Source organism: Amycolatopsis sp. NPDC049159, from assembly GCF_040648295.1.
GTDB classification, from domain to species: Bacteria; Actinomycetota; Actinomycetes; order Mycobacteriales; family Pseudonocardiaceae; genus Amycolatopsis; species Amycolatopsis pretoriensis_A.
The window spans coordinates 64964-88807 of sequence record NZ_JBEZDL010000034.1; the positions used below are offsets into that span (position 1 = coordinate 64964).

At 72.4% G+C, this 23844-nt stretch carries 23 protein-coding genes; 10 read left to right on the top strand and 13 right to left on the bottom strand.

Translation table 11 applies throughout. The features are described from left to right. The first annotated feature begins 121 nt into the window (after nucleotides 1–121). The 4 genes from AB0B33_RS42605 to shbA all read left to right on the top strand — a co-directional run bounded on the left by AB0B33_RS42605 (nucleotide 122) and on the right by shbA (nucleotide 2429). Nucleotides 122–595, top strand: a complete 474-nt coding sequence (locus tag AB0B33_RS42605) for a GtrA family protein (protein ID WP_360782712.1) — start codon at nucleotides 122–124, stop codon at nucleotides 593–595. A 202-nt stretch (nucleotides 596–797) separates the two neighbouring features. Then, nucleotides 798–1151 carry a DUF202 domain-containing protein gene (locus tag AB0B33_RS42610; RefSeq protein WP_360782715.1) on the top strand — a complete coding sequence of 118 codons (354 nt, stop codon included), beginning with the start codon at nucleotides 798–800 and terminating at the stop codon, nucleotides 1149–1151. A 70-nt stretch (nucleotides 1152–1221) separates the two neighbouring features. Further along, on the top strand, nucleotides 1222–1518 hold the full coding sequence (locus AB0B33_RS42615) for a DUF202 domain-containing protein (RefSeq protein ID WP_247013203.1): 297 nt from the start codon (nucleotides 1222–1224) through the stop codon (nucleotides 1516–1518). Nucleotides 1519–1772: 254 nt separating this feature from the next. Next, complete coding sequence (gene shbA / locus AB0B33_RS42620; protein WP_360782719.1) at nucleotides 1773–2429, top strand: RNA polymerase sigma factor ShbA; 657 nt, start codon at nucleotides 1773–1775, stop codon at nucleotides 2427–2429. A 31-nt stretch (nucleotides 2430–2460) separates the two neighbouring features. Here the strand turns inward: shbA and AB0B33_RS42625 are convergent, their stop codons facing one another. From AB0B33_RS42625 to AB0B33_RS42635, 3 genes are read right to left on the bottom strand one after another with little or no spacing between them, the layout of a single operon-like run. Further along, nucleotides 2461–3312 (bottom strand): amidohydrolase family protein, encoded by an 852-nt coding sequence (locus AB0B33_RS42625; RefSeq protein WP_247013207.1) that lies wholly within the window; start codon nucleotides 3310–3312, stop codon nucleotides 2461–2463. Then, on the bottom strand, nucleotides 3309–4277 hold the full coding sequence (locus AB0B33_RS42630) for an aldo/keto reductase (protein WP_360782723.1): 969 nt from the start codon (nucleotides 4275–4277) through the stop codon (nucleotides 3309–3311). The genes AB0B33_RS42625 and AB0B33_RS42630 overlap by 4 nt, the downstream gene beginning before the upstream one ends. Nucleotides 4278–4282: 5 nt before the next feature. Beyond that, entirely contained in the window at nucleotides 4283–4621 is a 339-nt protein-coding gene (locus tag AB0B33_RS42635) for an L-rhamnose mutarotase (RefSeq protein WP_247013211.1), read from the bottom strand. Between the two features lie 80 nt (nucleotides 4622–4701). Here AB0B33_RS42635 and AB0B33_RS42640 point away from each other — a divergent pair, with 80 nt between their 5' ends. Next, nucleotides 4702–5421: a FadR/GntR family transcriptional regulator gene (locus AB0B33_RS42640; protein WP_247013213.1), complete on the top strand. Its 720-nt coding sequence runs from the start codon at nucleotides 4702–4704 to the stop codon at nucleotides 5419–5421. Between the two features lie 56 nt (nucleotides 5422–5477). Here AB0B33_RS42640 and AB0B33_RS42645 read toward each other — a convergent pair whose 3' ends face one another. From AB0B33_RS42645 to AB0B33_RS42670, 6 genes are read right to left on the bottom strand one after another with little or no spacing between them, the layout of a single operon-like run. Then, nucleotides 5478–6491 carry an ABC transporter permease gene (locus tag AB0B33_RS42645; protein WP_360782727.1) on the bottom strand — a complete coding sequence of 338 codons (1014 nt, stop codon included), beginning with the start codon at nucleotides 6489–6491 and terminating at the stop codon, nucleotides 5478–5480. Next, entirely contained in the window at nucleotides 6488–8011 is a 1524-nt protein-coding gene (locus AB0B33_RS42650; RefSeq protein WP_360782730.1) for a sugar ABC transporter ATP-binding protein, read from the bottom strand. Before AB0B33_RS42650 ends, AB0B33_RS42645 begins: the two co-directional genes overlap by 4 nt. Next, nucleotides 8008–9039: a sugar ABC transporter substrate-binding protein gene (locus AB0B33_RS42655; protein ID WP_360782786.1), complete on the bottom strand. Its 1032-nt coding sequence runs from the start codon at nucleotides 9037–9039 to the stop codon at nucleotides 8008–8010. The genes AB0B33_RS42650 and AB0B33_RS42655 overlap by 4 nt, the downstream gene beginning before the upstream one ends. A gap of 40 nt (nucleotides 9040–9079) precedes the next feature. Then, a complete protein-coding gene (locus AB0B33_RS42660) occupies nucleotides 9080–9826 on the bottom strand; it encodes an SDR family oxidoreductase (protein ID WP_360782733.1) in 747 nt (248 codons plus the stop codon). After that, a complete protein-coding gene (locus tag AB0B33_RS42665) occupies nucleotides 9819–11123 on the bottom strand; it encodes an enolase C-terminal domain-like protein (RefSeq protein WP_247013221.1) in 1305 nt (434 codons plus the stop codon). The genes AB0B33_RS42660 and AB0B33_RS42665 overlap by 8 nt, the downstream gene beginning before the upstream one ends. A gap of 2 nt (nucleotides 11124–11125) precedes the next feature. Continuing rightward, nucleotides 11126–11977, bottom strand: coding sequence for a fumarylacetoacetate hydrolase family protein (locus tag AB0B33_RS42670; protein WP_360782736.1), 852 nt, complete (start codon nucleotides 11975–11977; stop codon nucleotides 11126–11128). Nucleotides 11978–12180: 203 nt separating this feature from the next. Here AB0B33_RS42670 and AB0B33_RS42675 point away from each other — a divergent pair, with 203 nt between their 5' ends. Then, complete coding sequence (locus tag AB0B33_RS42675) at nucleotides 12181–13401, top strand: multidrug effflux MFS transporter (RefSeq protein WP_247013225.1); 1221 nt, start codon at nucleotides 12181–12183, stop codon at nucleotides 13399–13401. Here AB0B33_RS42675 and AB0B33_RS42680 read toward each other — a convergent pair. Together AB0B33_RS42680 and AB0B33_RS42685 are read right to left on the bottom strand one after the other, a co-directional pair. After that, nucleotides 13377–13757 carry a hypothetical protein gene (locus AB0B33_RS42680; protein ID WP_360782740.1) on the bottom strand — a complete coding sequence of 127 codons (381 nt, stop codon included), beginning with the start codon at nucleotides 13755–13757 and terminating at the stop codon, nucleotides 13377–13379. The two genes, AB0B33_RS42675 and AB0B33_RS42680, sit on opposite strands and share 25 nt — an antisense overlap. Before the next feature lie 21 nt (nucleotides 13758–13778). Next, nucleotides 13779–15002: an FAD-dependent oxidoreductase gene (locus AB0B33_RS42685; RefSeq protein ID WP_360782743.1), complete on the bottom strand. Its 1224-nt coding sequence runs from the start codon at nucleotides 15000–15002 to the stop codon at nucleotides 13779–13781. A gap of 204 nt (nucleotides 15003–15206) precedes the next feature. Here AB0B33_RS42685 and AB0B33_RS42690 point away from each other — a divergent pair, with 204 nt between their 5' ends. From AB0B33_RS42690 to AB0B33_RS42700, 3 genes are all read left to right on the top strand, one after another. Further along, entirely contained in the window at nucleotides 15207–15410 is a 204-nt protein-coding gene (locus tag AB0B33_RS42690) for a hypothetical protein (protein ID WP_360782745.1), read from the top strand. Nucleotides 15411–15468: 58 nt separating this feature from the next. Then, the gene (locus tag AB0B33_RS42695; RefSeq protein ID WP_360782748.1) at nucleotides 15469–17448 is read left to right on the top strand and encodes an SDR family oxidoreductase; all 1980 of its coding nucleotides are present in this window, start codon (nucleotides 15469–15471) and stop codon (nucleotides 17446–17448) included. Nucleotides 17449–17760: 312 nt separating this feature from the next. Further along, nucleotides 17761–19539, top strand: coding sequence for a hypothetical protein (locus tag AB0B33_RS42700; RefSeq protein ID WP_360782751.1), 1779 nt, complete (start codon nucleotides 17761–17763; stop codon nucleotides 19537–19539). A 279-nt stretch (nucleotides 19540–19818) separates the two neighbouring features. On the opposite strand, the gene AB0B33_RS42705 is transcribed toward AB0B33_RS42700, so the two are convergent. Further along, nucleotides 19819–21141 (bottom strand): PLP-dependent aminotransferase family protein, encoded by a 1323-nt coding sequence (locus AB0B33_RS42705; protein ID WP_360782753.1) that lies wholly within the window; start codon nucleotides 21139–21141, stop codon nucleotides 19819–19821. A 69-nt stretch (nucleotides 21142–21210) separates the two neighbouring features. Between AB0B33_RS42705 and AB0B33_RS42710 the strand changes: the two genes are divergently transcribed. Continuing rightward, nucleotides 21211–21867 (top strand): O-methyltransferase, encoded by a 657-nt coding sequence (locus AB0B33_RS42710; protein WP_360782756.1) that lies wholly within the window; start codon nucleotides 21211–21213, stop codon nucleotides 21865–21867. 15 nt (nucleotides 21868–21882) lie between these two features. Here AB0B33_RS42710 and AB0B33_RS42715 read toward each other — a convergent pair whose 3' ends face one another. Beyond that, on the bottom strand, nucleotides 21883–23766 hold the full coding sequence (locus tag AB0B33_RS42715) for a transglycosylase domain-containing protein (protein WP_360782789.1): 1884 nt from the start codon (nucleotides 23764–23766) through the stop codon (nucleotides 21883–21885). Between the last annotated feature and the right edge of the window lie 78 nt (nucleotides 23767–23844).

The following is a 23844-nucleotide window of genomic DNA, read 5'->3' on the forward strand; positions in this document are numbered from 1 at the left end:
CATCCCCGGTGACCTACCCCGGACGTCGGGGGCCCGAAACCCCGGCGGTGTCACCGGGATCACATTTCTTCAACCGCTTTAACACATTCACAAGTTTGTGAACGCAGGGTAGGTTGGGATCATGGCCACCACCAGGTGCGCACCGGATCACCGGCTGCTCGCCACCGACCCGGACCGGCACCACGAGCTCGGCACGCACGCCGCGTGGTACATCGTCGCCGGCGTCGTGACGACCGGGGTCCAGGCGCTCCTCTTCCTCCTGCTGCGCGACGAGCTCGGCTCCCAGGTCGCGAACCTGGTGGCGATCGCGCTCACGACGGTCGGCAACACGGAGTTCCACCGCCGCGTCACCTTCGCCGGACGGCCCAGCAACGCCGGGAAGCGGCACTTGCAGGACTTCATCACGTTCGCCTTCTACGCCGGCTACGGCTCGGCGGTGCTCGCACTGCTCGACGCCCTCGTCGACCGGCCGACGTCGTGGGAGGAAACGGGCACGCTGCTGCTGGCCAGCTTCGTCGGTGGGTTCGTGCGGTTCGCGGTGCTGCGGTGGTGGGTGTTCGCACACCGGGCAGCGGCGCCGGCGCACAGCGCCTGACCCGATCCCACGGTCGCGGGCGAGGCACGTGGGTGCCCGCACACCGCTGCGCACAGCGCCTGACCCGACCCGGCGCCGGGCGATCCGGCCGCCGCGTGCGAGACGCACCACCCGGCGACCCCTGCGGCGATCCCAGGACCCCCACGTGGGTGCCCGCACACCGACCAGCCCCCGCCGCACTCAGCGGCTAGCGTCTGCAGGCGTGGCCTCGGACGACATCAAGCCCCACGCCGGAGGCGCTGAACCGGACTACCGGTTCACGCTGGCGAATGAACGCACCTTCCTCGCCTGGGTCCGCACCGCCCTCGGCTTGCTCGCCGGCGGCGTCGCCGTGCACCAGCTGGTGCCGTCGCCGGCCGCGGCCAGTGCCGTTCTCGCCGGGTTGTGCGTCGTGCTCGCCGCCGTTCTCGCCGCGACCGCGTACCCCCGGTGGCGGCGGGTGCAGGTTGCGATGCGTGCCGGAGAGCCACTGCCGCGGAGCCTGCTGATCCTCGTGCTGACCGGCGGTCTGCTGACCCTCATCGTCGCCGCCGCGGTGCTGCTGGTCGTCTCGTGACGCCGCGAATACCGCTGCTTCGCGATTATCGCCAGGTCAGAAATACCGTCATGCGCCCTCGGACCGGGTCGTGACCCCCACCCGCGGCGCCCAAGCCGAGCGCACCGGCCTCGCCTGGCGGCGCACCGCGCTGGCATCTGCCGCCTGCACGCTACTGCTCCTGCACGCCGCCGCCCAGCGCCATTGGGGTGTCGCCCTGGTGCCCGTACTGCTGTCCGCGGGGACGTCTGCCCTGCTAGCGGCCATCGGAACGCTGCGCGAACGGTCCTTGCGGGCACCCGAACCGGGGCCGGCGCACCCCGCACTACCCGCGATCGCGTCGCTCGCCGTGACCGCGACTGCCACTTCCGTGGCGTTCCTCCACTGACGGGTGAAGTCGGCACATCCTGAAACCGATTAATCGCAATGTGCGGGGTCTGGTCGCGGGAACATCACGGTCGATGCTGCGAACGGGGTATTGGTCGTTGAAATCTGGACTGACCGCCATCGAGGTGCTTACGATTACCCAGCGTCGCACGGATTGCCGATCAACCCGGGTCTCCCGGAGTATCTGCAACCGGAAAGTCACGGAGAGTGGAGCCCCCCGGCAGCGGCGGTCGAGGGTCGGCCGGGGAGACGACCATGACAGCACCGCCGCAGACCACCGCGGAACCCGCTTCCGCCGTTCGCGATTATCGCACTCCGGAGTCATTGCCCAGGCCCGGCGGGCGGCTCACCAAGGAGGATCTCGACCCCCTGGTGAAGGACGCGGGTGAGGGGAACCCCGCGGCGATCCACTCCCTGCTCCAGATGATCGAGCCGGTCGTGGTCCGCTACTGCCGCGCGCGGATGGGCGGGCGAGACCTCTCCTACCTCTCGGCCGACGACGTCGCCCAGGAGGTCTGCCTCGCGGTGTTGAAGGCCCTTCCCGATTATCAGGACCGGGGCGGGTCGTTCCTCTACCTCGTGCACGCGATCGCGGCCAACAAGGTCGCCGACGCCTACCGCGCCGTCGCCCGCGACCGCTCCGAGCCCGTCCCCGAACTCCCCGAGCGCCCGCTCCTCGCCGGCAACGAGCCGGAGACCCACGCCCTGCACCTCGACCTCGGCGCGCGCCTCGGCCGCCTCCTCGCCTCGCTCCCGCGGGTGCAGCAGGAGATCCTGACCCTGCGCATCGCCGTCGGCTTCTCCGCCCAGGAGACCGCCGAAGCCCTCGGCATCTCCCCCGGCAACGTCCGCGTCACGCAGCACCGGGCCCTGACCCGCTTGCGCGGCATGATCGGCGACGACGACTTCTGAGCTTCCCGAGCGGCGGGCGGGGAAACCTCTTTTACCCCCTGGAAGAGGTCTCCCCGCCCGCATCCACGTCGTAGACCGCCCGCGCGTTGTGCTCGAAGACGGCCAGCCGCTCCGCGTCCGACAGCCCGCCGGTGAGGGCGACGGCCGCGTCCACGACGAGCTCGTAGGACGCCGCCAGTTCGCAGACCGGCCAGTCCGAGCCGAACAGCAGCCGGGACGGGCCGAACACGTCCAGCACGTGGTCGACGTACCGGCGCAGGTGGCCGACCTCCCATCCGGTCCAGTCCGCCTCCGTGACCAGGCCCGAAAGCTTGCACACGACGTTCTCGTGCGCGGCCAGCGCGGCCACCCCGGACGCCCACGGCTCCCACTCCCCCGCCGCGATCGGTGGCTTGGCCGCGTGGTCCAGCACCAGCCGCAGCTCCGGCAGCCGTGCCGCCAGGGACGCGGCCGCGGGCAGCTGCCCGACGCGCACGAGCAGGTCGTAGGTCAGCCCCGCCGACGCCACCGCGCCCAGCCCGGCCAGCACCGGGGGCCGCAGCAGCCACTCGTCGTCCGGTTCGGTCTCCACCTGGTGCCGGATCCCGACGAGCGGCCCGGTCGACGCGGCCAGCCGGTCGGCGACGCCGGGGGCTTCGAGGTCCACCCAGCCGACCACGCCCGCGATCACCGGTTCGGCCTCGGCCGTCGCGAGGAACTCCTCGGTCTCTTCGGCCGAGGAGGTCGTCTGCACCAGGATCGTCGCGTGCACGCCGGCCGCCTTCGTCACCGCACGCAGGTCGTCGACCGTGTACGGACGGCGGATCGGGTCGAGGGCCGCGCCCGCCAGCCACGGGTATTCGCGCCGCGACGGGTCCCAGAGGTGGTGGTGCGCGTCGATCATGAGACTCCTTCGGCGATGACGACGTCGGCCCGCAGCAGGCCCGCGTCGACGAGTTCGGTCCACAGCCGAGGGGGCACGACCGCCCTGGCCCGCCGCGCGTTGACGCTGACCTGCGAAGGATCGTGCGCGCCGACGACGACCGACGCCACCGCGGGGTGCGCCATCGGCAGCGCCAGCGCCGCTTCCGGCAGCTCGACGCCGTGCCGCGCGCAGATCGCGGCGATCCGGCCGGCCCGCTCGACCAGCTCCGGCGGGGCGTCGGCGTAGTCGTAGACGCGGCCCGGCTCGGCCGTCGCCAGGATGCCGCCGTTGAACGCGCCGCCGGCGATCACCCGGACGCCGCGGTCGAGGCAGAGCGGCAGCAGCTCGTCGAGCGCCGGCTGGTCCAGCAACGTGTAGCGGCCGGCCACGAGCAGGACGTCGAGGTCGGTGCGGCGGACGAACTCGGTGAGCATCGGCGCCTGGTTCATCCCGGCGCCGAACCCGCCGATCACGCCCTGCTCCCGCAGCTCGCGCAACGCGGGGAAGGCGCCGCGCAGCGCTTCCTCGAAGTGGTCGTCGGGGTCGTGGACGTAGACGACGTCGACGCGGTCGAGCCCGAGCCTCACCAAACTGTCCTCGAAGGACCGCAGGACGCCGTCGCGGCTGAAGTCCCAGCGGCGCCGGTACGCGGCGGGGACGGCGAAGCCCTCGTCGTCCTGCCGCCCGGCGCCGTCCGGGTCCGGTTCGAGCACGCGCCCGACCTTCGTCGAGAGCACGAACTCGTCGCGGGGGTACGAACGCAGGGCCGCGCCGAGGCGGGTCTCCGAGAGGCCGAGGCCGTAGTGCGGCGCGGTGTCGAAGTACCGGATGCCCTCGTCCCACGCGCGGTGCACGGTCGCGGCCGCCGTCTCGTCGGTGATCGCGTGGTAGAGGTTGCCCAGCTGCGCGCAGCCGAGGCCCAGCGGGGAGAGGGGGAGTTCCAACGCCGTCACTCCTTCACCGGCAGTTCCCAGACCAGCCCGATGCCGGTGTCGTCGCCGGAGTAGTCGTCTTCGACGGCCAGCAGCTCGGCCATCCTCGCCTGCCACGGGACGTTGGCGGGGTGGTCCCGCAACGCCGCGCGCATCGCCGCGTAGTCGTCCACTTCGACGACGTGGAAGAGGTCTAGACCGTTACGCCAGATCCGCCAGGTGCGGACGCCGGCTTCGCGCAACGCCGTGTCCAGCCCGGGCGGGATGACGGCGTGGACGGACTCGTACTCGGCTTCCTTGCCCGGCTTCAGGCGGGTATGGAGCGCCACTCTTTGCGGTGCGGGCTGGTGGGTCATCGCCACTCCTTCGCCGGAACATGGCACGCTGGGGAGGAACACCGAAACATCCGAGGTCTGGTGCAGGGAGGACGGACGCGATGCCCGTCACCGATGTCGCGATCGACAAGATCAAGGACATGATCATCTCCGGCGAGCTGGCGCCGGGCGACCGGCTGCCCAAGGAGGCCGAGCTGGCCCAGCGGCTCGGGCTCTCGCGCAGCTCCCTGCGGGAGGCCGTCAAGGCGTTGTGCCTGATCAGGGTGCTCGACGTCCGCCAGGGCGACGGCACGTACGTCACCAGCCTCGAGCCGAACCTGCTGCTCGACGCGATGACGTTCGTCGTCGACTTCCACCGCGACGACACCGTGCTCGACTTCCTCGCCGTGCGGCGGATCCTCGAGCCCGCCGCGACCGCGCTGGCCGCGCTGCACATGAGCGACGACGACATCACCGAGCTGGGCCAGCTGCTCGGGGAGCTCGAGGACTCGCCGACGGTCGAGGCGCTGGTCGCCAACGACCTGCAGTTCCACCGCAAGATCGCCGACGGCTCCGGCAACCCGGTGCTGTGCTCGCTGCTCGACAGCCTCTCCGGGCCGACCGCGCGCGCCCGCATCTGGCGCGGCCTCACCCAGGAGGGCGCGGTCGCGAAGACGCGGGAGCAGCACTCGGCGATCTACGAGGCCATCGCGGCGCGCGAGCCGGAACTGGCGCGCTCGTGGGCGACCGTGCACGTCGCGGGCGTGGAGCAGTGGCTGCGCAACGCCCTGGGCACCGCGGACGACCCGACCACGCCGGACCTCACCGCCGAAGCCTCCTGACACGCACACACTCACCTCCTGCCCCTTCCGGTTCGTCGGATGATCACCGGGCCGGGTCAGGTCTGGGGCTTTCCCCCGGCGTACCGGGCGATGATCAGCGCCACCAGGATGATCGCGCCGTAGATCGCGCCCTGCCACTCCGCGCGGACGTGCGCGTAGTTCAGGAGGCTCGACACCGACGACAGCAGCAGGACGCCGGTCAGCGCGCCGACGAGCGTGCCCTTGCCGCCGTCGAGGGAGACGCCGCCGATCACCGCCGCCGCGAACACCTGCAGGATCAGCCCGGAGCCCTGGTTCGCGCCCAGCGCGCCGACGTAACCGGTGTACGCGAGCCCGCCGATCGCCGCGAGGACGCCGGCGACGACGAACACCGCCCACGCGATCCGGTCGACGCGGACACCGGCCGCCCGCGCGGCTTCGCGGTTGCCGCCGATCGCGTACAGCGCGCGGCCGACGCGGTGGTAGCGCAGCACCCAGCCGGCGACCGCGAACAGCGCCGCCGCCAGCCAGACCGACATCGGCAGGCCGGCGAACGTCGTCGTGGCGAGGTTCGTGAACGAGTCCGGCAGGTTGAACAGCGTCTTGCCCTGCGTCGACCCGACCTGCACGCCGCGCAGCACGGTGAGCATCGCCAGGGTGACGATGAAGGCGTTCAGCTTCAGCTTCACGATCAGGAAGCCGTTGACGAACCCGACCAGCGCCCCGCACAGCGGGATGATCAGGAGGCCGATCGCGGCGGGCAGCTCGACACCGAAGCCGGCCGACGCCGCCGGGATCACGACCATCGCGCCCAGCGCGGGCGCCAGGCCCATCGTGGATTCCAGCGACAGGTCGAACTTCCCGGTGATCAGCACCAGCGATTCGCCCAGCACGACCAGCGACAGCGCCGCCGACGCGGTCAGGATGCTGACGATGTTGCTCCAGCCGACGAAGGTGTCGTCGACCAGGCCGCCGATCACGAACACGACGATCAGCGCGGGCAGCAGGGCCAGTTCACGCAGCCAGCCGGCCTTCCGGCGCCGGGGTGGCGCGGGCAGCTCCGTCTGCGGGGAGGTCATCACGTCGGTCACGAAAGCTCGACTCCTTCGATGTCGGCCACGAGGTCGCCGTCGGACCACCCGGCCTGGTGCTCGGCGACCACGGACCCGGCGCGCAGCACCAGGACCCGGTCGCTCAGGCGCAGGTCGTCGAGCTCGTCGCTGACGATCAGCACCGCCTTGCCCTCGGCGCGCACCCGGTCGACGACCGCGAGCAGCGCCTCCTTCGACTTCACGTCCACCCCGGCGGTCGGGTTGATCAGCACGACCACGCGCGGGTCGCTCAGCAACGCCCGCGCCAGGACGATCTTCTGCTGGTTGCCGCCGGAAAGGTCGGACACCGGCTGCTCGGCGCTCGCGGCCACGATGTCGTAGTCCTTCAGCGCCTGCGACGCCTTCGCGAACCTCGTGCCCGGCGAAGCGATCCCGCCGCGGCCCAGTTTGTCCAAAATGGACAGCGTGGCGTTGTCGGCGATCGAGTGCTCCAGCACCAGGCCTTCGTGGTGCCGGTCGCGCGGGACGCAGCCGATGCCCGCCCGCAGCGCCGCCGGGATGTCGCCCGGCCGCAACGGCTCGCCGTCGACGCGGACCGTGCCCGCGGACGGCGTCCGCAGGCCGTAGACCGTCTCGGCGACCTGGTGCTTCCCGCTGGCGTTGCTGCCCGCGAACCCGACCACCTCGCCGCGGTGCAGCCGGAAGGAGACGTCGGAGAAGCCGTCGCCGGACAGGCCGTCGACCGCGAGGATCTCCGGGGCGTCCGGTTCGAGGGACTCCCGCGTCGCGGCGTCGCGCACCGACAGGCCGCCGGGTTCGCCGGTCATCGCGTCGACCAGCTGCGCCTTGCCGACCTCGGCGACCGGCGCGGTCAGCACGTGCTTCGCGTCGCGCAGCACCGTGACGGCCTGGCAGACCTCGTACACCTCGTGCAGGTGGTGCGAGATGAACAGGAACGTCACCCCGCCCGCCTGCATCTGGCGCATCCGGTCGAAGAGCCGCTCGATGGCCTGGCTGTCCAGCTGCGCGGTCGGTTCGTCGAGGACGATGAACCGGGCGCCGTAGGACAGCGCGCGGGCGATCTCGACGAACTGCCGGTCCTCGACCGACAGCTCGCCGGCCGGGGTGTCGACGTCGACGTGCACGTCCCACGAGTCGAGCAGCTCGCGGGCCTGGCGCCGCAACGACTTCCAGCCGATCGCGAACCCGCCGCTCGCCTGCCGGTTGAGGAACAGGTTCTCGGCGACGGTGAGCTGCGGGACGACCATCGCGTGCTGGTACACGCAGGCGACGCGCGCCTTCCAGTCGTCCTGCCTGGTCAGCGCGGGGGCCGGCTCGCCGCCGAACTCGACGTGCCCGGTGTCCGTGGCGGACAGGCCGGTGAGGATGGAGACGAGCGTCGACTTGCCGGCCCCGTTGCGCCCGACGAGCGCGTGGGACTCGCCGGGGTGCACGGTGAGGCTGACGTCGTGGAGCGCCACGGTGGGGCCGTAGCGCTTCCCGACTCCGACCGCGCTGACCACCGGGACGGCGGATTCGCCGGCGGGCAGCGCGGTCACAGGTTGTTCCCCCACAGGGCCTTGTCGTCCACGTTGTCCTTGGTGATGACGGGCGCGGGCAGCTGGTCCTCGAGGATGCCGGGGCTGATCTCGACGATGGTGCTGTCGTGGTCGGTCGGGCCCGGCTTGAACGTCTCGCCCGCCATGGCCTTCTTCAGCCAGTACAGGCCGTACTTCGCGTAGGCGTCGGCCGGCTGGGACACGGTGGCGTCGAGCTCGCCGGCGCGGATCGCGGCCAGCTCCTGGGGGATGCCGTCGTTGGACACGAGCACGATGTGCTTCGGGTCCCCGACCGGGAAGAACAGGTTCTTGCGCTTGAGCGCCTGCTCGGTCGGGGCGAGGTAGACGCCGCCGGCCTGCATGTAGACGGCCTTGATGTCCGGGTTCGCGGTCAGCATGCTGTCCAGCCCGGAGGACGCCTTGTCGGCCTTCCACTCGGCCGGGATCTCCAGCACCTGGACGCCCGGGTACTTCGACTTCATGCAGTCGCGGAAGGCTTCCGAGCGGTCGCGGCCGTTGACCGAGGCGAGGTCGCCCATGATCTGCACGACCTTGCCGGACTTGACCTTCGCGCCGATCGCGTCGCACGCCTTGGTGCCGTAGGCCTTGTTGTCGGCGCGCACGACCATGGCGACCTTGCCGCTCTCGGGGGCGACGTCGACCGCGACGACCGGCACGCCCTTGTTCTCGGCCTGCTTGAGCCCGGCGACGATGGCCGCCGAGTCCAGCGGCGTCACGACCAGGCCTTTGACGCCCTGGTTGAGGAACGTGCCGATGTCGGTGATCAGCTTCGCCGGGTCGCTGTCCGCGTTGACGGCCGGGAGCACGTCGACGCCCTCCGACTTGGCCATCTGCGGCACGTAGTTGTTGTAGGCCTGCCAGAACGGCGAGGTCAGCAGCGGCAGGGTCGCGCCGACCTTGCCGCCGGAGCCGCCACCCGCCGCGGGCGCCGACGCGTTGTCCTTGGTGGACCCGCAGGCGGCCAGTACCAGGCCGCAGACGGCGGCCGTGGCGGCCACCGTGATCACCCTATTGCGCACCGCATCCTCCTTGATGACAGCGAAAGTCCTATTGGGGTTGCACGGGGCCGCGCGGGCGCAGGCCGTACATGCCACCGTCGACCGCGAGCGCGGTGCCGGTGGTCGAAGCGGAAAGCGGACTGGCGAGGTAGACGACGGCGTTCGCGACCTCTTCGGCGGTGACCAGCCGGCCCATCGGCTGGCGCGCCGCGAGGGCCGCGCGTTCGGCCGCCGGGTCGTCGGCGGCGTCGAGCAGGCGGCCCACCCACGGGGTGTCCGCCGTGCCCGGGCACACGCAGTTGACGCGGATCCGGTCCGGCAGGTGGTCGGTCGCCATCGCCAGGGTCAGCGAGAGCACCGCGCCCTTGCTGGCCGAATACAGCGCGCGGTTGGGCAGGCCGGCCCAGGCCGCGATGGAGCAGGTGTTCACGATCGCCGCGGACGGCGAGTTCTTCAGGTGCGGCAGCGCGGCCCGGGCGAGCCGGACCATGCCGACGACGTTGACGTCGAACACGCGGTGCCACTCGTCGTCGTCGTTGGCCGAGACGTCGCCCTGCGCGCCGATGCCCGCGTTGTTGACCAGGATGTCGAGGCGCCCGAAGCGTTCCACGACGGCGTCGATCGCCGAGCGGACTTCGTCATCGGAGGAGACGTCGCAGCGGATGCCGTCCTCGCCGGGCTTCAGGTCGAGGGCCGCCACCCGCGCGCCGCGTGCGGCCAGCGAGGTCGCGACGGCCTTGCCGATGCCCGAGGCGCCCCCGGTGACGGCGGCCACCAGGCCCTCGAATTCACTCACTTGCGGTCTCCGTCCACTCGGGACCGTCCGGGAAGCGGAACCGGCGCAGCGTGGCGTCGTGCATGCGCGCGGAGAACCCGGGTGCGGTCGGGGCGAGGTACCGGCCGCGCTCGACGACGGCCGGGTCGGTGAAGTGCTCGTGCAGGTGGTCGACCCACTCGATCGAGCGGTCCGCGTCGGTGCCCGACACCGCCACGAAGTCGAACATCGACAGGTGCCGGACGAGCTCGCAGAGCCCCACGCCGCCGGCGTGCGGGCACACCGGGACGCCGAACTTGGCGGCCAGCAGCAGGATCGCGAGGTTCTCGTTGAAGCCGCCGACGCGGGCGGCGTCCAGCTGCAGCACCGAGATCGCGTTCGCCTGCAGCAGCTGCTTGAAGACCACGCGGTTCTGGACGTGCTCGCCGGTGGCGATCTTGATGGGCGCGAGCGCCTTCGCGATCGCCGCGTGGCCGAGGACGTCGTCGGGCGAGGTCGGCTCCTCGATCCAGTACGGGTCGTACGGCGCGAGTTCGGTCATCCAGTCGACCGCGGCCCGGACGTCCCAGCGCTGGTTGGCGTCGACGGCGATCCGGATGCCGTCGCCGACGGTCTCGCGGGCCAGTTTCATCCGGCGGACGTCGTCCTCGAGGTTGCCGCCGACCTTGAGCTTGATCATCCCGAAGCCGTCCGCGACGGCCTGTTCGGCGAGCCGCACGAGCTTCGCGTCGGCGTACCCGAGCCAGCCCGGGGACGTGCTGTAGGCGCGGTAGCCGTGCTCTTCCAGCTGCTTGGCCCGCTCGGCCCGGCCGGGTTCGGCCCGGCGCAGGATGTCGAGGGCTTCGGCTTCGGTGAGCGCGTCGGACAGGTACCGGAAGTCCACCAGGGAGACGAGCTCCTCGGGCGTCATGCGCGCCGCGAACTGCCAGACCGGCAGGCCGGCGCGCCGCGCGGCGAGGTCCCAGGCGGCGTTGACGACCGCCCCGACGGCCATGTGCGCGACGCCCTTTTCCGGGCCCAGCCAGCGGAACTGCGAGTCACCGACGAGCGTGCGGGACAGGTCGCCGAGCGCGGCCGCGTCCTCCGGGACGTCCCGGCCGACGACGTGCGGGGCGAGCGCCCGGATGGCGGCGGCCTGGACGTCGTTGCCGCGGCCGATGGTGAACGCGAGGCCGTAGCCGTCCGGTCCGCCGTCGGTGTGCAGCACGACGTAGGCGGCGGAGTAGTCCGGGTCGGGATTCATCGCGTCCGAGCCGTCGAGCTCCCGCGAGGTCGGGAACCGGACGTCGAGGACCTCCATGCCGATGATCTTCGCCATGGTCAGGCCTGCCTCGCGGTCTGGCGCTGCCGGCCGAGCCCGTCGATCTCCAGCTCGATCACGTCGCCGTCACGCAGGTACGGCTTCGGGTCGGGCTGGCCGAGGGCGACGCCTTCGGGGGTGCCGGTGTTGATCAGGTCGCCGGGGCGCAGCACCATCACCTGGCTCAGGTGGTGGACGATCTCGGCGACGCCGAAGATCATGTCCTTGGTCGAGGAGTCCTGCTTCTTCTCGCCGTTGATCCACAGCCGCAGGCCGAGGTCCTGCGGGTCCGGCACCTCGCTCGCCGGGACCAGCGCCGGGCCGAGCGGGTTGAAGTTCTCGCACGACTTGCCCTTGTCCCACTGGGCGGTGCGGAACTGCAGCTCGCGCTCGGAGACGTCGTTCGAGACGACGTAGCCGGCGACGTGCTCCAGAGCTTCGTCCACGCTGTCGAGGTAGCGGGCGGTCTTGCCGATGACGACGCCGAGCTCGACCTCCCAGTCGGTGCTGACCGACCCGCGCGGGATGAGGACGTCGTCGGACGGGCCGACCACGACGTCCGGCGCCTTCATGAAGACGACGGGCTCGGTGGGCGGCGTCGCGCCGGTCTCCTCGGCGTGGCGGCGGTAGTTCATGCCGATGCAGACGACCTTGCCGGGCTGCGCGATCGGCGAACCCACGCGCAGGCCGTCGACGTCCGCCTCCGGCAGTTCCCCGGCGGCGAGCGCGGCGGCGGTGCGCGCGATCCCGTCCGCGGCGAGGAAGCCGCCGTCGACGTCGGCGGTCAGCCCGCCCAGTTCGTAGGTGGTGCCGTCATCGGCCCGCACGAACGGACGCTCACTTCCCGGCTCTCCGAGGCGCACTAGCTGCACGGATATTCCCTTCACCCACACCGACCAGACATCCGATGTATATCGCAGTCGCGGGCCTCGATCCAGAGCCAGCGGCGAATCGGCCGGAAATTGGTCGGATCAGTATCGGTTCACGCTCATTTGAGCACGGGGTGTCACCGATCACAGCCGGAATAGCACCGGCGCCGGCGTCGCTGGTCGGAAGCAGGACCGGGAGGAGGCCGATGACCACCACGGCGGAACGTACCGCGACCCGCGGGCGCGCGCAGCTGAAGTTCGTCCTCATCCTGGGTGGTCTCTCGGCGTTCGGGCCGCTGTCGATCGACATGTACCTGCCCGCCCTCCCCCGGATGGCCGAGGACCTGCGCGCGGCGGACAGCACGGTCCAGCTGACGCTGAGCGCGTTCATCGTGGGGCTGGCGCTGGGCCAGCTGGTGCTCGGCCCGCTGTCGGACGCGCTGGGCCGCCGCCGCCCGCTGCTGGCGGGGCTGGTGCTGTACATCGTGGGCTCGGTGCTGTGCGCGGTGAGCCCGGACGCGTGGCTGCTGGTCGGCGCGCGGTTCGTCCAGTCGCTGGGCGCGGCCGCGGGCATCGTGATCGCGCGCGCCACGGTCCGCGACCTCTACTCCGGCACCGCGATGACGAAGTTCTTCTCCACGCTGATGCTGGTCAGCGGCCTGGCCCCGATCCTGGCCCCGCTGCTCGGCGGCCAGCTGCTGAACTGGACGTCGTGGCGCGGGGTGTTCGTCGTGCTGACGGTGTTCGGCGCCCTGCTGCTGGCCGTGGTGGTGTTCTTCCTGCCGGAGCCGTCCGCCGTACGCTCCCCGGCTCGGCTGGGCCAGGTGATGCGGACCTACGGGCGGCTGGCGGCGGACCGGTCGTTCGCGGGGTACGCGCTGGCGTCGGGACTGCTGTTCGCGTCGATGTTCGCCTACATCTCGGGGTCTTCGTTCGCGCTGCAGGGCGTGTACGGGCTGAGTCCGCAGGCGTACAGCGTGGTGTTCGGCGTCAACGGCGTCGGGATCGTGCTGGCGGGCCAGCTCAACGGACGGCTCGTGGGGCGCGTGCGCGAACGGGCGCTGTTGCTGTCCGGGCTGCTTCTGGGTGTCGTGGGCGGGGCTTTCGTGCTGGCGTCGGCGCTGCTGCGGGCGCCGCTGGCGTTCCTGCTGGTGTCGCTGTTCCTGCTGGTGTCGAGCATCGGCCTGGTGATGCCGAACGCGAGTTCGCTGGCGCTGGCTTCCCACGCGCGCTCGGCGGGGTCGGCGTCGGCGTTGCTGGGGGTGCTGCAGTTCGTGGTGGGCGCGGCGGCGACGCCGCTGGTCGGCCTCGGCGGGCCGGGGACGGCGGTGCCGATGGCCGCGACGATGGCGGGGTTCGCGGTGCTGGCTTTGGTGGCGTTCTCGGTTTTGACGCGGGAAAGTCAGCCCGTCGGCTTGGTCGCGTAGCCGGGGAAGCCGCACCAGTCCTTGCGGTTGAACGCTTCCGGGTGGTCGAGGATCTCGCGGACCCGGCGAGCCCAGGTCTCCAGCCAGGCATTCCCCGACCGTGCGGCGACCTCGGCCGTCTCGCGGAACTGCTCCTTCGACTGCTCGTGGCCGACCACGCAGTAGAGGCTGCCGAGCAGCGTTTCACGGGCCGGGCACGCGGGATCCCCGGCGAGCTCGAGCAGGAGGGGCAGGTTCCCGGGCTCGGCGAGCAGGATGTCCCAGTCCTGCATCGGTTCGTCTTCGCCGCTGTACGCCCAGGCGCGGATTTCCGCGTCGGTCGGGTGGAAGCTGTCCTCGAAGTCTGATTCCTTCACGCGGCGATACTCGCACGAAGATCAGGTCAGCGAGGCCAGATCCGCCGTCTTGAGCTGCTCCGCCGTCACCTTCGCGCGGCCGTCGACCAACGCTCCCAGTGCGTCGCCGTCGTCCCACATGTTCACGTTCATCGCCGCCGCCACTTCGCCGTCGCGGAGCCAGAACGCCGTGAACTCGCGGGCTGCCAGGTCGCCGCGCACCACCAGTTCGTCCGCCGCCGGGTCCGCCAGCCCCCGGTACTCGCACCCCAGGTCGTACTGGTCGGTGAAGAAGTACGGCGAGGCCAGGAAGGGCTCGTTCTCCCCCAGCAGGTTCTGTGCCACGTGCGTGCCCTGGTCCTTCGCGTTCGCCCAGTGCTCCACGCGGATGCGGCGGCCGTAGCGGGGGTGGAAGTGGGCCGCGATGTCGCCCACCGCGTACACGTCCGGGGCCGCCGTGCGCAGGCCCGCGTCGACGCAGACGCCGCCGTCGTCGGACAGTTCCAAGCCGGCCGCGTGGGCCAGCTCCACCCGCGGGGCCGCGCCGACCGCGATCAGGACCACGTCCGCCGCCAGTTCTTCGCCGCCCGCCAAGCGGACGCCGCGGACGCCGTCCGGGCCGCCCGTGATCTCCGCGACCTGCTCGCCCAGGCGGTAGTTCACGCCGTTCGCGACGTGGAGGTCGCGGAACACGCCGCCGATCGTCTCGCCGACGACGTTCGCCAGCGGCACCGGGACCGGGTCCACGACCGTCACGTCCGCGTTGTGCGTGCGGGCCGCCGCCGCGGCCTCCGAGCCGATCCAGCCGGCGCCGACGATCACCACCCGCTCCGCCGCCGCGAACGCCGAGCGCAGCTTCAACGCGTCGTCCAGGGTGCGCAGCGTGTAGAGCCCGGGCAGGTCGCCGCCCGGGACCGGGAGCGACCGCGGCCGGGAGCCGGTGGCCAGGACCAGGCGGTCGTAGCGGTGCTCGCCGCCCGCGTCGTCGAGGACCAGGCGGGCGCCCAGCTCGACGCGCGTCGCCGTGACACCGGGGCTGAAGCGGACGTCCTTTTCCGCGTAGTACTTCTCTTCGTGCACCCAGTCGGGCTCGTCGGTGTTGCCGAGCAGGACACCCTTCGACAGCGGCGGCAGCTCGTACGGGCGGTGCGGATCCGAGCCCATCAACAGGACTTCGCCGGTGTAGCCGCGCTCTCGCAACGCGGCCGCGGCGGACGCCCCGCCCAGTCCCGCTCCGACGACGACGATCTTCCGCGGCTCCGACATCAGCGACCTCCCACGACGACGAGACGGTGCGGACGGTACTCCGGAACCGGCCGCGCCACGACCGGGGGATACGCCGGAAATCCGCGAAGCGCAAGGCAAAACCCGCGAGTAGGCAGATCGGGTGAACCGGCGTCATGGCGCTGTCACGGCCCCCTCCCACCCTCGCACGAAGCACGATCGACGAAGAATCGGAGGGCGGCGACCATGAGTCGGGGCGAGTGGTCGATCGGCTGCCGGGATCTGGCCGGCAGGCGCAGGGACGTGACGGTGTTCGTCAGCAACGACAAGGTGGTGCTGGTCGCGCCACCCGGTGAAGCGGCGGTGCTCGGGCCGCTCGACGTCGGACGGCTGCGGGCCGCCTTGCGTGACGCTGTCGTCGCGACGGCGGAAGAGACGGCCCAAACCTGACAACTACCGTTCCTACTTCTCAGTAGGTTAGAGTCGGCCCCGACGGAAGGGACCGGCCATGACGACCTACTTCGTGACGGGTGCGACGGGTTTCATCGGAAAACGCCTGGTCGCGCGGCTGCTCCGGCGGCCGGAGACGTCCGCGGTGTACGCGCTGGTCCGCGAGACCTCCCGCGAGCGCCTGGCCGCGCTGAGCCGGGACTGGGCGGGGGCGGACAAGCTGCGGCCCGTGGTCGGCGACCTCGGCGAACCGCGGCTCGGCGTCGACCCCGCCGAGTGCGGGCACCTCGACCACGTCGTCCACCTGGGCGCGGTCTACGACCTCACCGCCGGCGAAGAGGCCAACCGGCGCGCCAACGTCGAGGGCACCCGGCACCTGCTCGCCTTCGCCGCCGCGGCCGGCGCCGGGCTGGTGCACCACGTGTCGTCGATCGCCGTCGCGGGCGATCACGCCGGGCGGTTCACCGAGGCCGACTTCGACCTCGGCCAGCGCTTCGGCTCGCCGTACCACGCGACGAAGTTCCAGGCCGAGAAGCTCGTCCGCGAGCAGGCGCTGCCGTTCCGCGTCTACCGGCCGTCCGCGGTCGTCGGCGATTCGCGCACCGGCGAGATGGACAAGGTCGACGGCCCCTACTTCTTCCTCCCCGCGATCTCGCGGCTGGCGGCCCTACCGAAGCGCCTCCCCCTGGCCGCGCCCGGCCTCGGCGCGACGAACCTGGTGCCGGTCGACTACGTCGTCGACGCGATGGAGTTCCTGATGCACCGGGACGCGCCGCCGGGGTCGACCTACCACCTCGCCGCCGCGCGGCCGCAGTCGCTCAACTCCGTCTACAACGCCTTCGCGCGCGCCGCCGGCGGGCCGGTCGTCCGGGCCGCGCTGCCCGCCCGGGCCTCGGGCGTGGTCCGGCGCGCGGGCGGGCGGGTCGCGAAGGCGGCCGCGGCCGGGATCGACCGCCTGCCCGGCGGCCGGGCCACGCGGGCCGCCGTCCTCGAAGAGCTGGGCGTCCCGCTCGAAGTGCTGCCGCACCTGAGCATGCCGGTCGAGTTCGACACCGCGCGCACCACGACGGCGTTGTTCGGCAGCGGCGTCGAACTGCCGGAGCTGCGGGACTACGCGGCGCCGCTGTACCGGTACTGGCAGGCCCACCTCGACCCCGACCGCGCCCGCCGCACCCACGGCCTCGCCGGGCGGACGGTGCTGATCACCGGCGCGTCGTCCGGGATCGGCCGGGCGTCGGCGCTGGCCGTGGCCCGCAAGGGCGCGAAGGTGATCCTCGTGGCCCGGCGCGCGTCGGAACTCGAAGAGGTGCGGGAGGAAATCCTCGCCGCGGGCGGCACCGCGGCCGCGTACCCCTGCGACCTCACCGACGGCGACGCGGTCGACGCGCTCGTCAAGGACGTGCTCGGCGAGCACGGCGCGGTGGACGTGCTGGTGAACAACGCGGGCCGGTCGATCCGGCGCTCGGTCGCGCTGTCCACCGAACGGTTCCACGACTTCGAGCGCACGATGGCGATCAACTACTTCGGCCCGGTGCGGCTGATCCTCGGGTTCCTGCCGTCGATGACCGAACGCCGGTTCGGCCACGTCGTCAACGTGACGACCCAGGGCCTGCAGACCGACACCCCGCGCTTCTCCGCTTACCTGGCTTCGAAGGCGGCGCTGGAGGAGTTCGGGCTGGCGGCCGGGCGCGAGACGCTCTCGGACGGCGTCACGTTCACGTCGGTGCGGATGCCGCTGGTCCGGACCCCGATGATCGCGCCGACCGGCTACCGCGGCCTCCCGTCGAGCAGCCCGGAACGCGCGGCGGCCCTGGTGGTGAAGGCGTGCGAGGACCGGCCGGAGGTGCTGAGCCTGCCCGAAGGCCGCGCGGCCGAACTGGCGACGCTCGTGGCGCCGCGGCTCTCCCGCTTCGCCGCGCACCTGGCGTACTCGGCCGTGCGGGAGTCGGCGCCGGAGGCCCGCGACCTGCCCCGCCGGCCCGCGCCGGCGTCGGTCGCGGCGGCGGTCACCCGCTCGATCTGGCGCCGTCGTGCTTGATCCCCGCGTATTCCGCCGAAACCCTGGCACGGCGGCAACGGTACTTCTACCCTCGCGCGAGTCCCGTACAACGGTACGGGCGTGAACTGGGGAGTTCGAAATGCCGAGTAGCACCACTGGGGAACGCGCCGACAAGACGGCCGAGATCGGCACCGCCCGGCCCGCCTTCGGGTGACGGCAGGTGGGTGGTGGCCCACCGGGGTCGCCACCCACCGCCCGCCGATGGTCCGGCGCACGGCCATCGCACCCCGGACCGCCCCGGCCAGTACCATCGCTTTCCGGGTGTGATCGGGAGCGGAAGGCGGGCGCGGCGTGGACGTGGCGAGTCCTGCGCACGCCGCCGCGGAACCCGCGCCCTCGAAGGCTTCCCGGCCGCTGCTGCGCTGGGGGATCCACGCCGGCTGGGTCGTGCTGCTCGCGCTGGCCACCGAACTGCGCGTCGGGCGCTTCGGGTTCCACCCCTCCGACCAGGGGTTCATCCTCGCGCAGGCGTGGCGCGTGCTGCACGGCGAAGTCCCGCACGCCGACATCATCTCCGCGCGCCCGCTCGGCTCGGCCGTGCTGCACGTCGTCGACTTCGCCCTCCCGATGCCGCTGTTCTTCGGGTCGAGCTTCCTGTCCATGATCGAGATCGTCGTGGCGACGATCGCCTTCGCCGCGCTCGTCACCCGGCGCCGGGTGCTGGACTGGGGCCCGGGCATGACGGCGATGGTCGCGGCCGCGTCGCTGATCAACCTCAACGCCTTCCCGCTGATGGCCTGGCACACCGTCGACGGCATCGCGCTCACCGCGTGCGGCGCGTGGGCGCTGGACACCGGGCTGCGCACCGGCCGCGCGCTCGCCCGCCGCGGCGGGCTCGTGCTGCTCGGCTGCGCGGTGTTCGTCAAGCAGAGCTTCGCGCTGGCCGCCGTGATCGGCGTGCTGTGGCTGCTGCTGCACCCGGCCACCCGGACCGGGGCGCGGCGCGTGGTGCGGGTGCTGCTCGACCTGCTCGCGCTCGGCGCGCCCGGGCTGGCGTACGTCGCCTGGGTCGCCATCGGCGGCGGGTTCGCCGAGATGGTCGAGCAGCTCACCGGCGGCGTGCCCGCGTACGGCGAACGGCTGCTCGGGCTGTGGCTGGCCGACCCCGAGGCGCTGACCCGCGCACCGGTGCGCGAACTCGGGTTCTTCGCCGCGATCGCCGTGGTGCTGCTGGCCGTCCGGCTGCCCGGCGACCGGCTCGGCGCGGCCGGGCGGGCCGCGTCCTGGGTGCTGGTGCTCGCCGGGGCGGCCGCGGTGGTCTGGACCGTCGTCGACGGCCGGTTCACCGGCTCCTCGCGCTGGGCCGACGTCCTGTGGTGGATCGTCGCGGTCAGCGTGCCGGTGAACGCGGCCGTGGCGCGGAGGGTGCCGTGGGCCGGGCTGCTCGTGCTCGCCACCGGGTTCATGACCAGCCTGTCGTGGGGCAACGACACCCCGACGCTGCTCACCGGCACCCTCGCGCTGACGGCGTTGCTGCTGCTGAGCCACGTCGTCCCGCCCCGGCCGCGGCTGGCGCGCCGCTGGGTCACCGCGACGGCCGGGCTGACCGCGGTCGCGGTGTGCGGCTGGGTCGTCGTCGCGCGCCACGACCAGGCCGCCTACCTCGACCTCGGGCACGACCGGCTGACCGCGGACCTCGGCGACGTCAGCCCGGCGATGTCGGGCATCCGCACGAACCCCTCGACCTACGCCTACGTCCGGCAGATCCGCGACTGCCTCGACCGCTTCCCGGCCCCGCGCACGGCGGTCCTGCCGGACAACGCGTTCGCCTACCCCGCCTTCCGCCTGAACAACCCGTTCCCGCTGGAATGGCCGCTGCCCCTGGAAATCGTCGGCGACGCGCCCGAGCGGATGCTCGCGAAGAGCGACGAGCTCAACCGTGAAGGCGGGTACCTGGTGCTGTTCCAGACGGTGCCGAGCCGCCTGCTGGCCACCGGCGGCCCGGTCCCGGCGTCGGTCCCGGCCGACACGCCGGTGTTCACCTACCTCGGCCTGGAGACGGCGATCCAGGCCCGCCTCACCGGCCGCCCGGTGACCTGCGGCAGTTTCGTGGGCAAGTACGCGCCCTGAGCGGCGGGGCGCACCACCATCGCCCGCTCGTACTCCGCGAAGGCGGTTTCGACAGCACCGGGGTGCGCGGCGGAGTTCGGCACCGGCGTGGCCGGGCGCTCAATCCGCCGGCAGGTCGTCCGGGCTCCCGCCCGCCAGCCCGGCCGGATTCGCTGAGCGCGCCCGCCGAACCGGACGCTTTCGGCGACCACCTCGGCACTGCGCACCGCCATCGCCCGCTCGTACTCCGCGAAACACCGGGGGTGCGCGGCCGAGTTCGGCACCGGGGTGGCCGGGCGCTCAATCCGCCAGCAGGTCGTCCGGGCTCCCGCCCGCCAGCCCGGCCAAGACGTCCAGCGCCGCACTCAAGATCTCCACCGGCGGCGCCGACACCGCGACCCGCACGGCGTTCGGCGCGTGCCCCGGCAGCACGGCGAACGCCGCCGCCGGGGAGAGCGCTATCCCGTGCCGGGCCGCGGCGGCCACGAACGTGTCCGCTCGCCAGTGGTCCGGCAGCTCCCACCAGCGGTGGTACGAAGCCGCGTCGCCGCGCAGGTCCGGGAGCTTCTCCCGGACCAGCAAGGCCCGCGCGGCGGCGTCGCGGCGTTTGGCGGCCTCGACTTCGGCGAGCGTGCCCGTCACGATCCACTGCGTCGCCGCTTCGACGGCGAAGCGCGACGCCGCCCAGCCACCCGAGCGCACCGACGACGCCAGCCGGGCGGCCCACCGCGGCGGCGGCACCAGGAAGCCCGCGGTCAGGCCGGGCGCGACGCGTTTGGACAGGCTGTCCACGAAGACGGTCCGCTCCGGCGCGTACGCGGCGAACGGCCGGACGTCGTCGCGCAGGAACGTGTAGATGCCGTCCTCGATCACCGGCAGGTCGAGCCGCTCGACGACTTCGGCCAGCTCCTCCCGCCGTCGCGCGGGCATCGTCGTGCCGAGCGGGTTGTGCAGCGTCGGCTGGACGTACAGGGCGCGCACCGGCTCCGCCGCGGCGAGGGCCGCCGGCACGAGGCCGTCCTCGTCGGTCTCGATCGGCACGAGCTCGATCCCGAGCCGCGCCGCCAGCGCCTTGACCACCGGGTACGTCAGCGACTCCACCGCGAGCCGCTCCCCCACCGGGACGAACGCGGCGATCGCCGCCGCGATGGCCTGCCTGCCGTTGCCGGTGAACAGGATCGTCGCGGGGTCCGGGCGCCACTCGCCGCGGGTGAGCAGCGCGGCCGCCGCCGTCCGGGCCGCCGGTGTCCCCGCGGCGCCGATCGGGTGCAGGGCCGCGGTGAGGACGTCCGGGCGCAGCAACGGTTCCAGTGCCTTCGCCAGCAGCGCCGACTGGTCGGGCAGGACGGCGAAGTTGAGTTCGAGGTCGACGCGGGCGTCGCCGGGCTCGGCGAGCGCGGGCTCGGGCGGCGGCTTCGCGGCCCGGACGAACGTGCCGCGGCCGACTTCGCCGACGGCCAGGCCGCGCCGGACGAGCTCGCCGTAGACGCGGGCGGCGGTGGAGTTCGCGATGCCGTGCTGCCGCGCGAACCGGCGCTGCGGCGGGAGCCGGTCGCCGGGGCGCAGCCGGCCGGCTTCGATGTCGGCCGCGAGGGTGTCCGCGACGACGCGGTAGTCGTCCATGTCCACCTTTCCCGCTTCCGGTCGCTCCTGAGCATGATCCCAGCCCGCTAGATTGGCCGTGGAGGTGCCATGACCGACAAGACCTGGGCCGAAGTCGACGACTACCTCACCGAAGCGCTGCTCGCCCCCGATCCGGTGCTCGACGACGCACTCGCCGACTCGGCCGCCGCCGGGTTGCCGTCCATCGCCGTCGCGCCCAACCAGGGCAAGCTGCTGAACCTGCTGGCCCGCCTGTCCGGCGCGCGGGCGATCCTCGAGATCGGCACGCTCGGCGGGTACAGCACGATCTGGCTGGCCCGCGCGCTCCCGGCCGGCGGCAAGCTGGTGACCTGCGAATACGAACCGAAACACGCGGAAGTCGCGAAGGCGAACCTGGCGCGGGCGGGCTTCGGCGAGGACGTCGCCGAGATCCGGGTCGGCGCCGCGCTGGACACGCTGCCCACGCTCACCGGGCCGTTCGACTTCGTGTTCATCGACGCCGACAAGGCCAACCTGGCGAACTACGTGCGGGCCGCGCTGGAGCTGTCCCGGCCGGGCACCACGATCGTCGTCGACAACGTCGTGCGCCAGGGCCGGGTCGCCGACGCGGGCAGCGACGACCCGAACGTCCGCGGCGCGCGGGAGATGTTCGACGTGCTCGCCGCCGAGCCGCGGCTGGACGCGACCGCCGTCCAGACCGTCGGCACCAAGGGGCACGACGGGTTCGTGCTGGGCATCGTCCGGTAACCGCTTTCCGAAGGCTCAGCGCGGTGGCCGGGCCACCGGTGACGGCGGCGGCACCACCTGGTGCGCCGCCGTCATGAAGCCGCGCCAGACGTCGGCCGGGACGACGTCTCCGGTCAGCTTCGCGCCGTGGGCGTCCTTGAGCCGCCGGTCGTCGTCGGAGCCGATCCAGACCGCGGTCGCGAGCTGCCCGGTGTAGCCGACGGCCCAGGCGTCCTGGTTGTCCGGGCTGTTCCCGTGCTCGGCCTCGCCGGTGCGCAGCACGGTGCCGCCGTCGTCGGTCAGGGTGCTGGTGACGTCACGGGCGACGCGGTGACTGGCGTCGTCGTCGCCGAACGCCGGGCTCGCGGTGTCCGGGGCCTCCCACACCACCGCACCGCTCTCGTCGCGCACCTTCGCGACCAGGTGCGGGGTCGCGCGCCGGCCGTCGGCGGCGAAGGTCGCGTAGGCGCCGGCCAGGTCGAGCGGCCGCACCGGGTACCGGCCGACCGCGATGCCCGGCCCGATGAGAAAGCCGTCCTTCTCGCGCATGGTCGGGACGCCGTCGACGGTCTCCGGGATGCCGGCCCGGCGCGCGGTCTCGCTCAGCGCGTCCGGGCCGAGCTGCTTGGCCAGCGCGACGAAGGGGCCGTCGGCGTGCTTCTCCATGGCCGTGCGCGGGGTGCACTTCGGGCCGCAGACGTCCGGGTACTGGAAGTTCTCGCCGAGGAACTCGAGCTTCGACGGCGACGGGATCGGCTGGTCCGCGCCGTAGCCGTGGCGCAGCAACGCGGCGAGCGTGAAGGGGTAGAACGCCGAACCCGGCGCGTGCGAGGTGCCCGCGTAGTCGCGCACGCCCTGGTCTCCGCCGTTATAGGTGCGGACGGCCCCGGTCCGCGGGTCGACCGCGACGACGGCGCCGCGGAACTCCTTCGGTTCGTTCTTCAGCCGCTCCCGCAACGCTTTCCCGGCGGCGTCCTGCATCCCGCGGTCCAGCGTCGTCTCGACCGTCATGTTCCCCTGCTGGAGCCGGCCGAGCGGGAAGCCTGCCCGGTCGAGCTCGGCGAGCACCTGCTGCTTGACGTGGAATTCGTCGTAGGTCACGCGGCCCGCCCGCGTTTCCGAGGGCGGCTGGATCTCGGGACCGGGGTACGTCATCGCCTCGCCGCTCTTGACGTACCCGCGGCCGCGGAGCTTGTCGCGCACGTACTCCCAGCGCCGCCCGGCGTGCGCGTCGCCGGACGCGGCCGGGTCGTGCACCGACGGCGACTGGATCATCCCGGCGAGGAAAGCCGCTTCGCTCCAGGTGATCGAGTCGTCGAGCTTCTTGCCGAAGTAGGCGTTCATCGCCGCCGCGGGCCCGAACGTGCCGCGGCCGAAGGAGATGATGTTGACGTAGCTCTCGAAGATCTGTTCCTTGCTCTGCTCCTGCGTGATCTTCGTGGCCAGGACGAGCTCGGCGAACTTGCGGCCGATCGTGGCGTCGTCGTCGCCGGTGGACTTCTTGATGTACTGCTGGGTGATCCCGGACCCGCCGCCGACGCCGGTGAGGAACGCGCGGCCGATGCCGGTCGGGTCGAACCCCTGGTTGTCCCAGAAGGTCGGGTCCTCGGTGGCGATGATGGCGTCCCGCAGCTTCGCCGGCACCTGCGCGTAGGGCACGAACATCCGGTCGCCGTCGGCCGGGATCACCTTCAGCAGCTCGGAACCGTCGGAGTACTGCAGCACGACGGTCTTGTCGAGCCCGGCCAGCACCTCCTGCGGGCTGCGGACGTCGAGCACGAGGTAGGCGACCCAGAACGCGATCAGCGGGACGCCGGCCAGCACGCCGAACGTCCAGTACGCGGTCCGCCGGATGCGCCGCCACCGCCGCCGTCGCGGGGTTTTGACGGCGGGTTCCTCGGTCGGCTCCTCGTTCGGCAAGGTCACGAACGGATGACGGCCGGACGGGTGAAAAGGTTCTGTGGAGAACTACCGCGGGTTGTTCGAATCCTGTCAAGA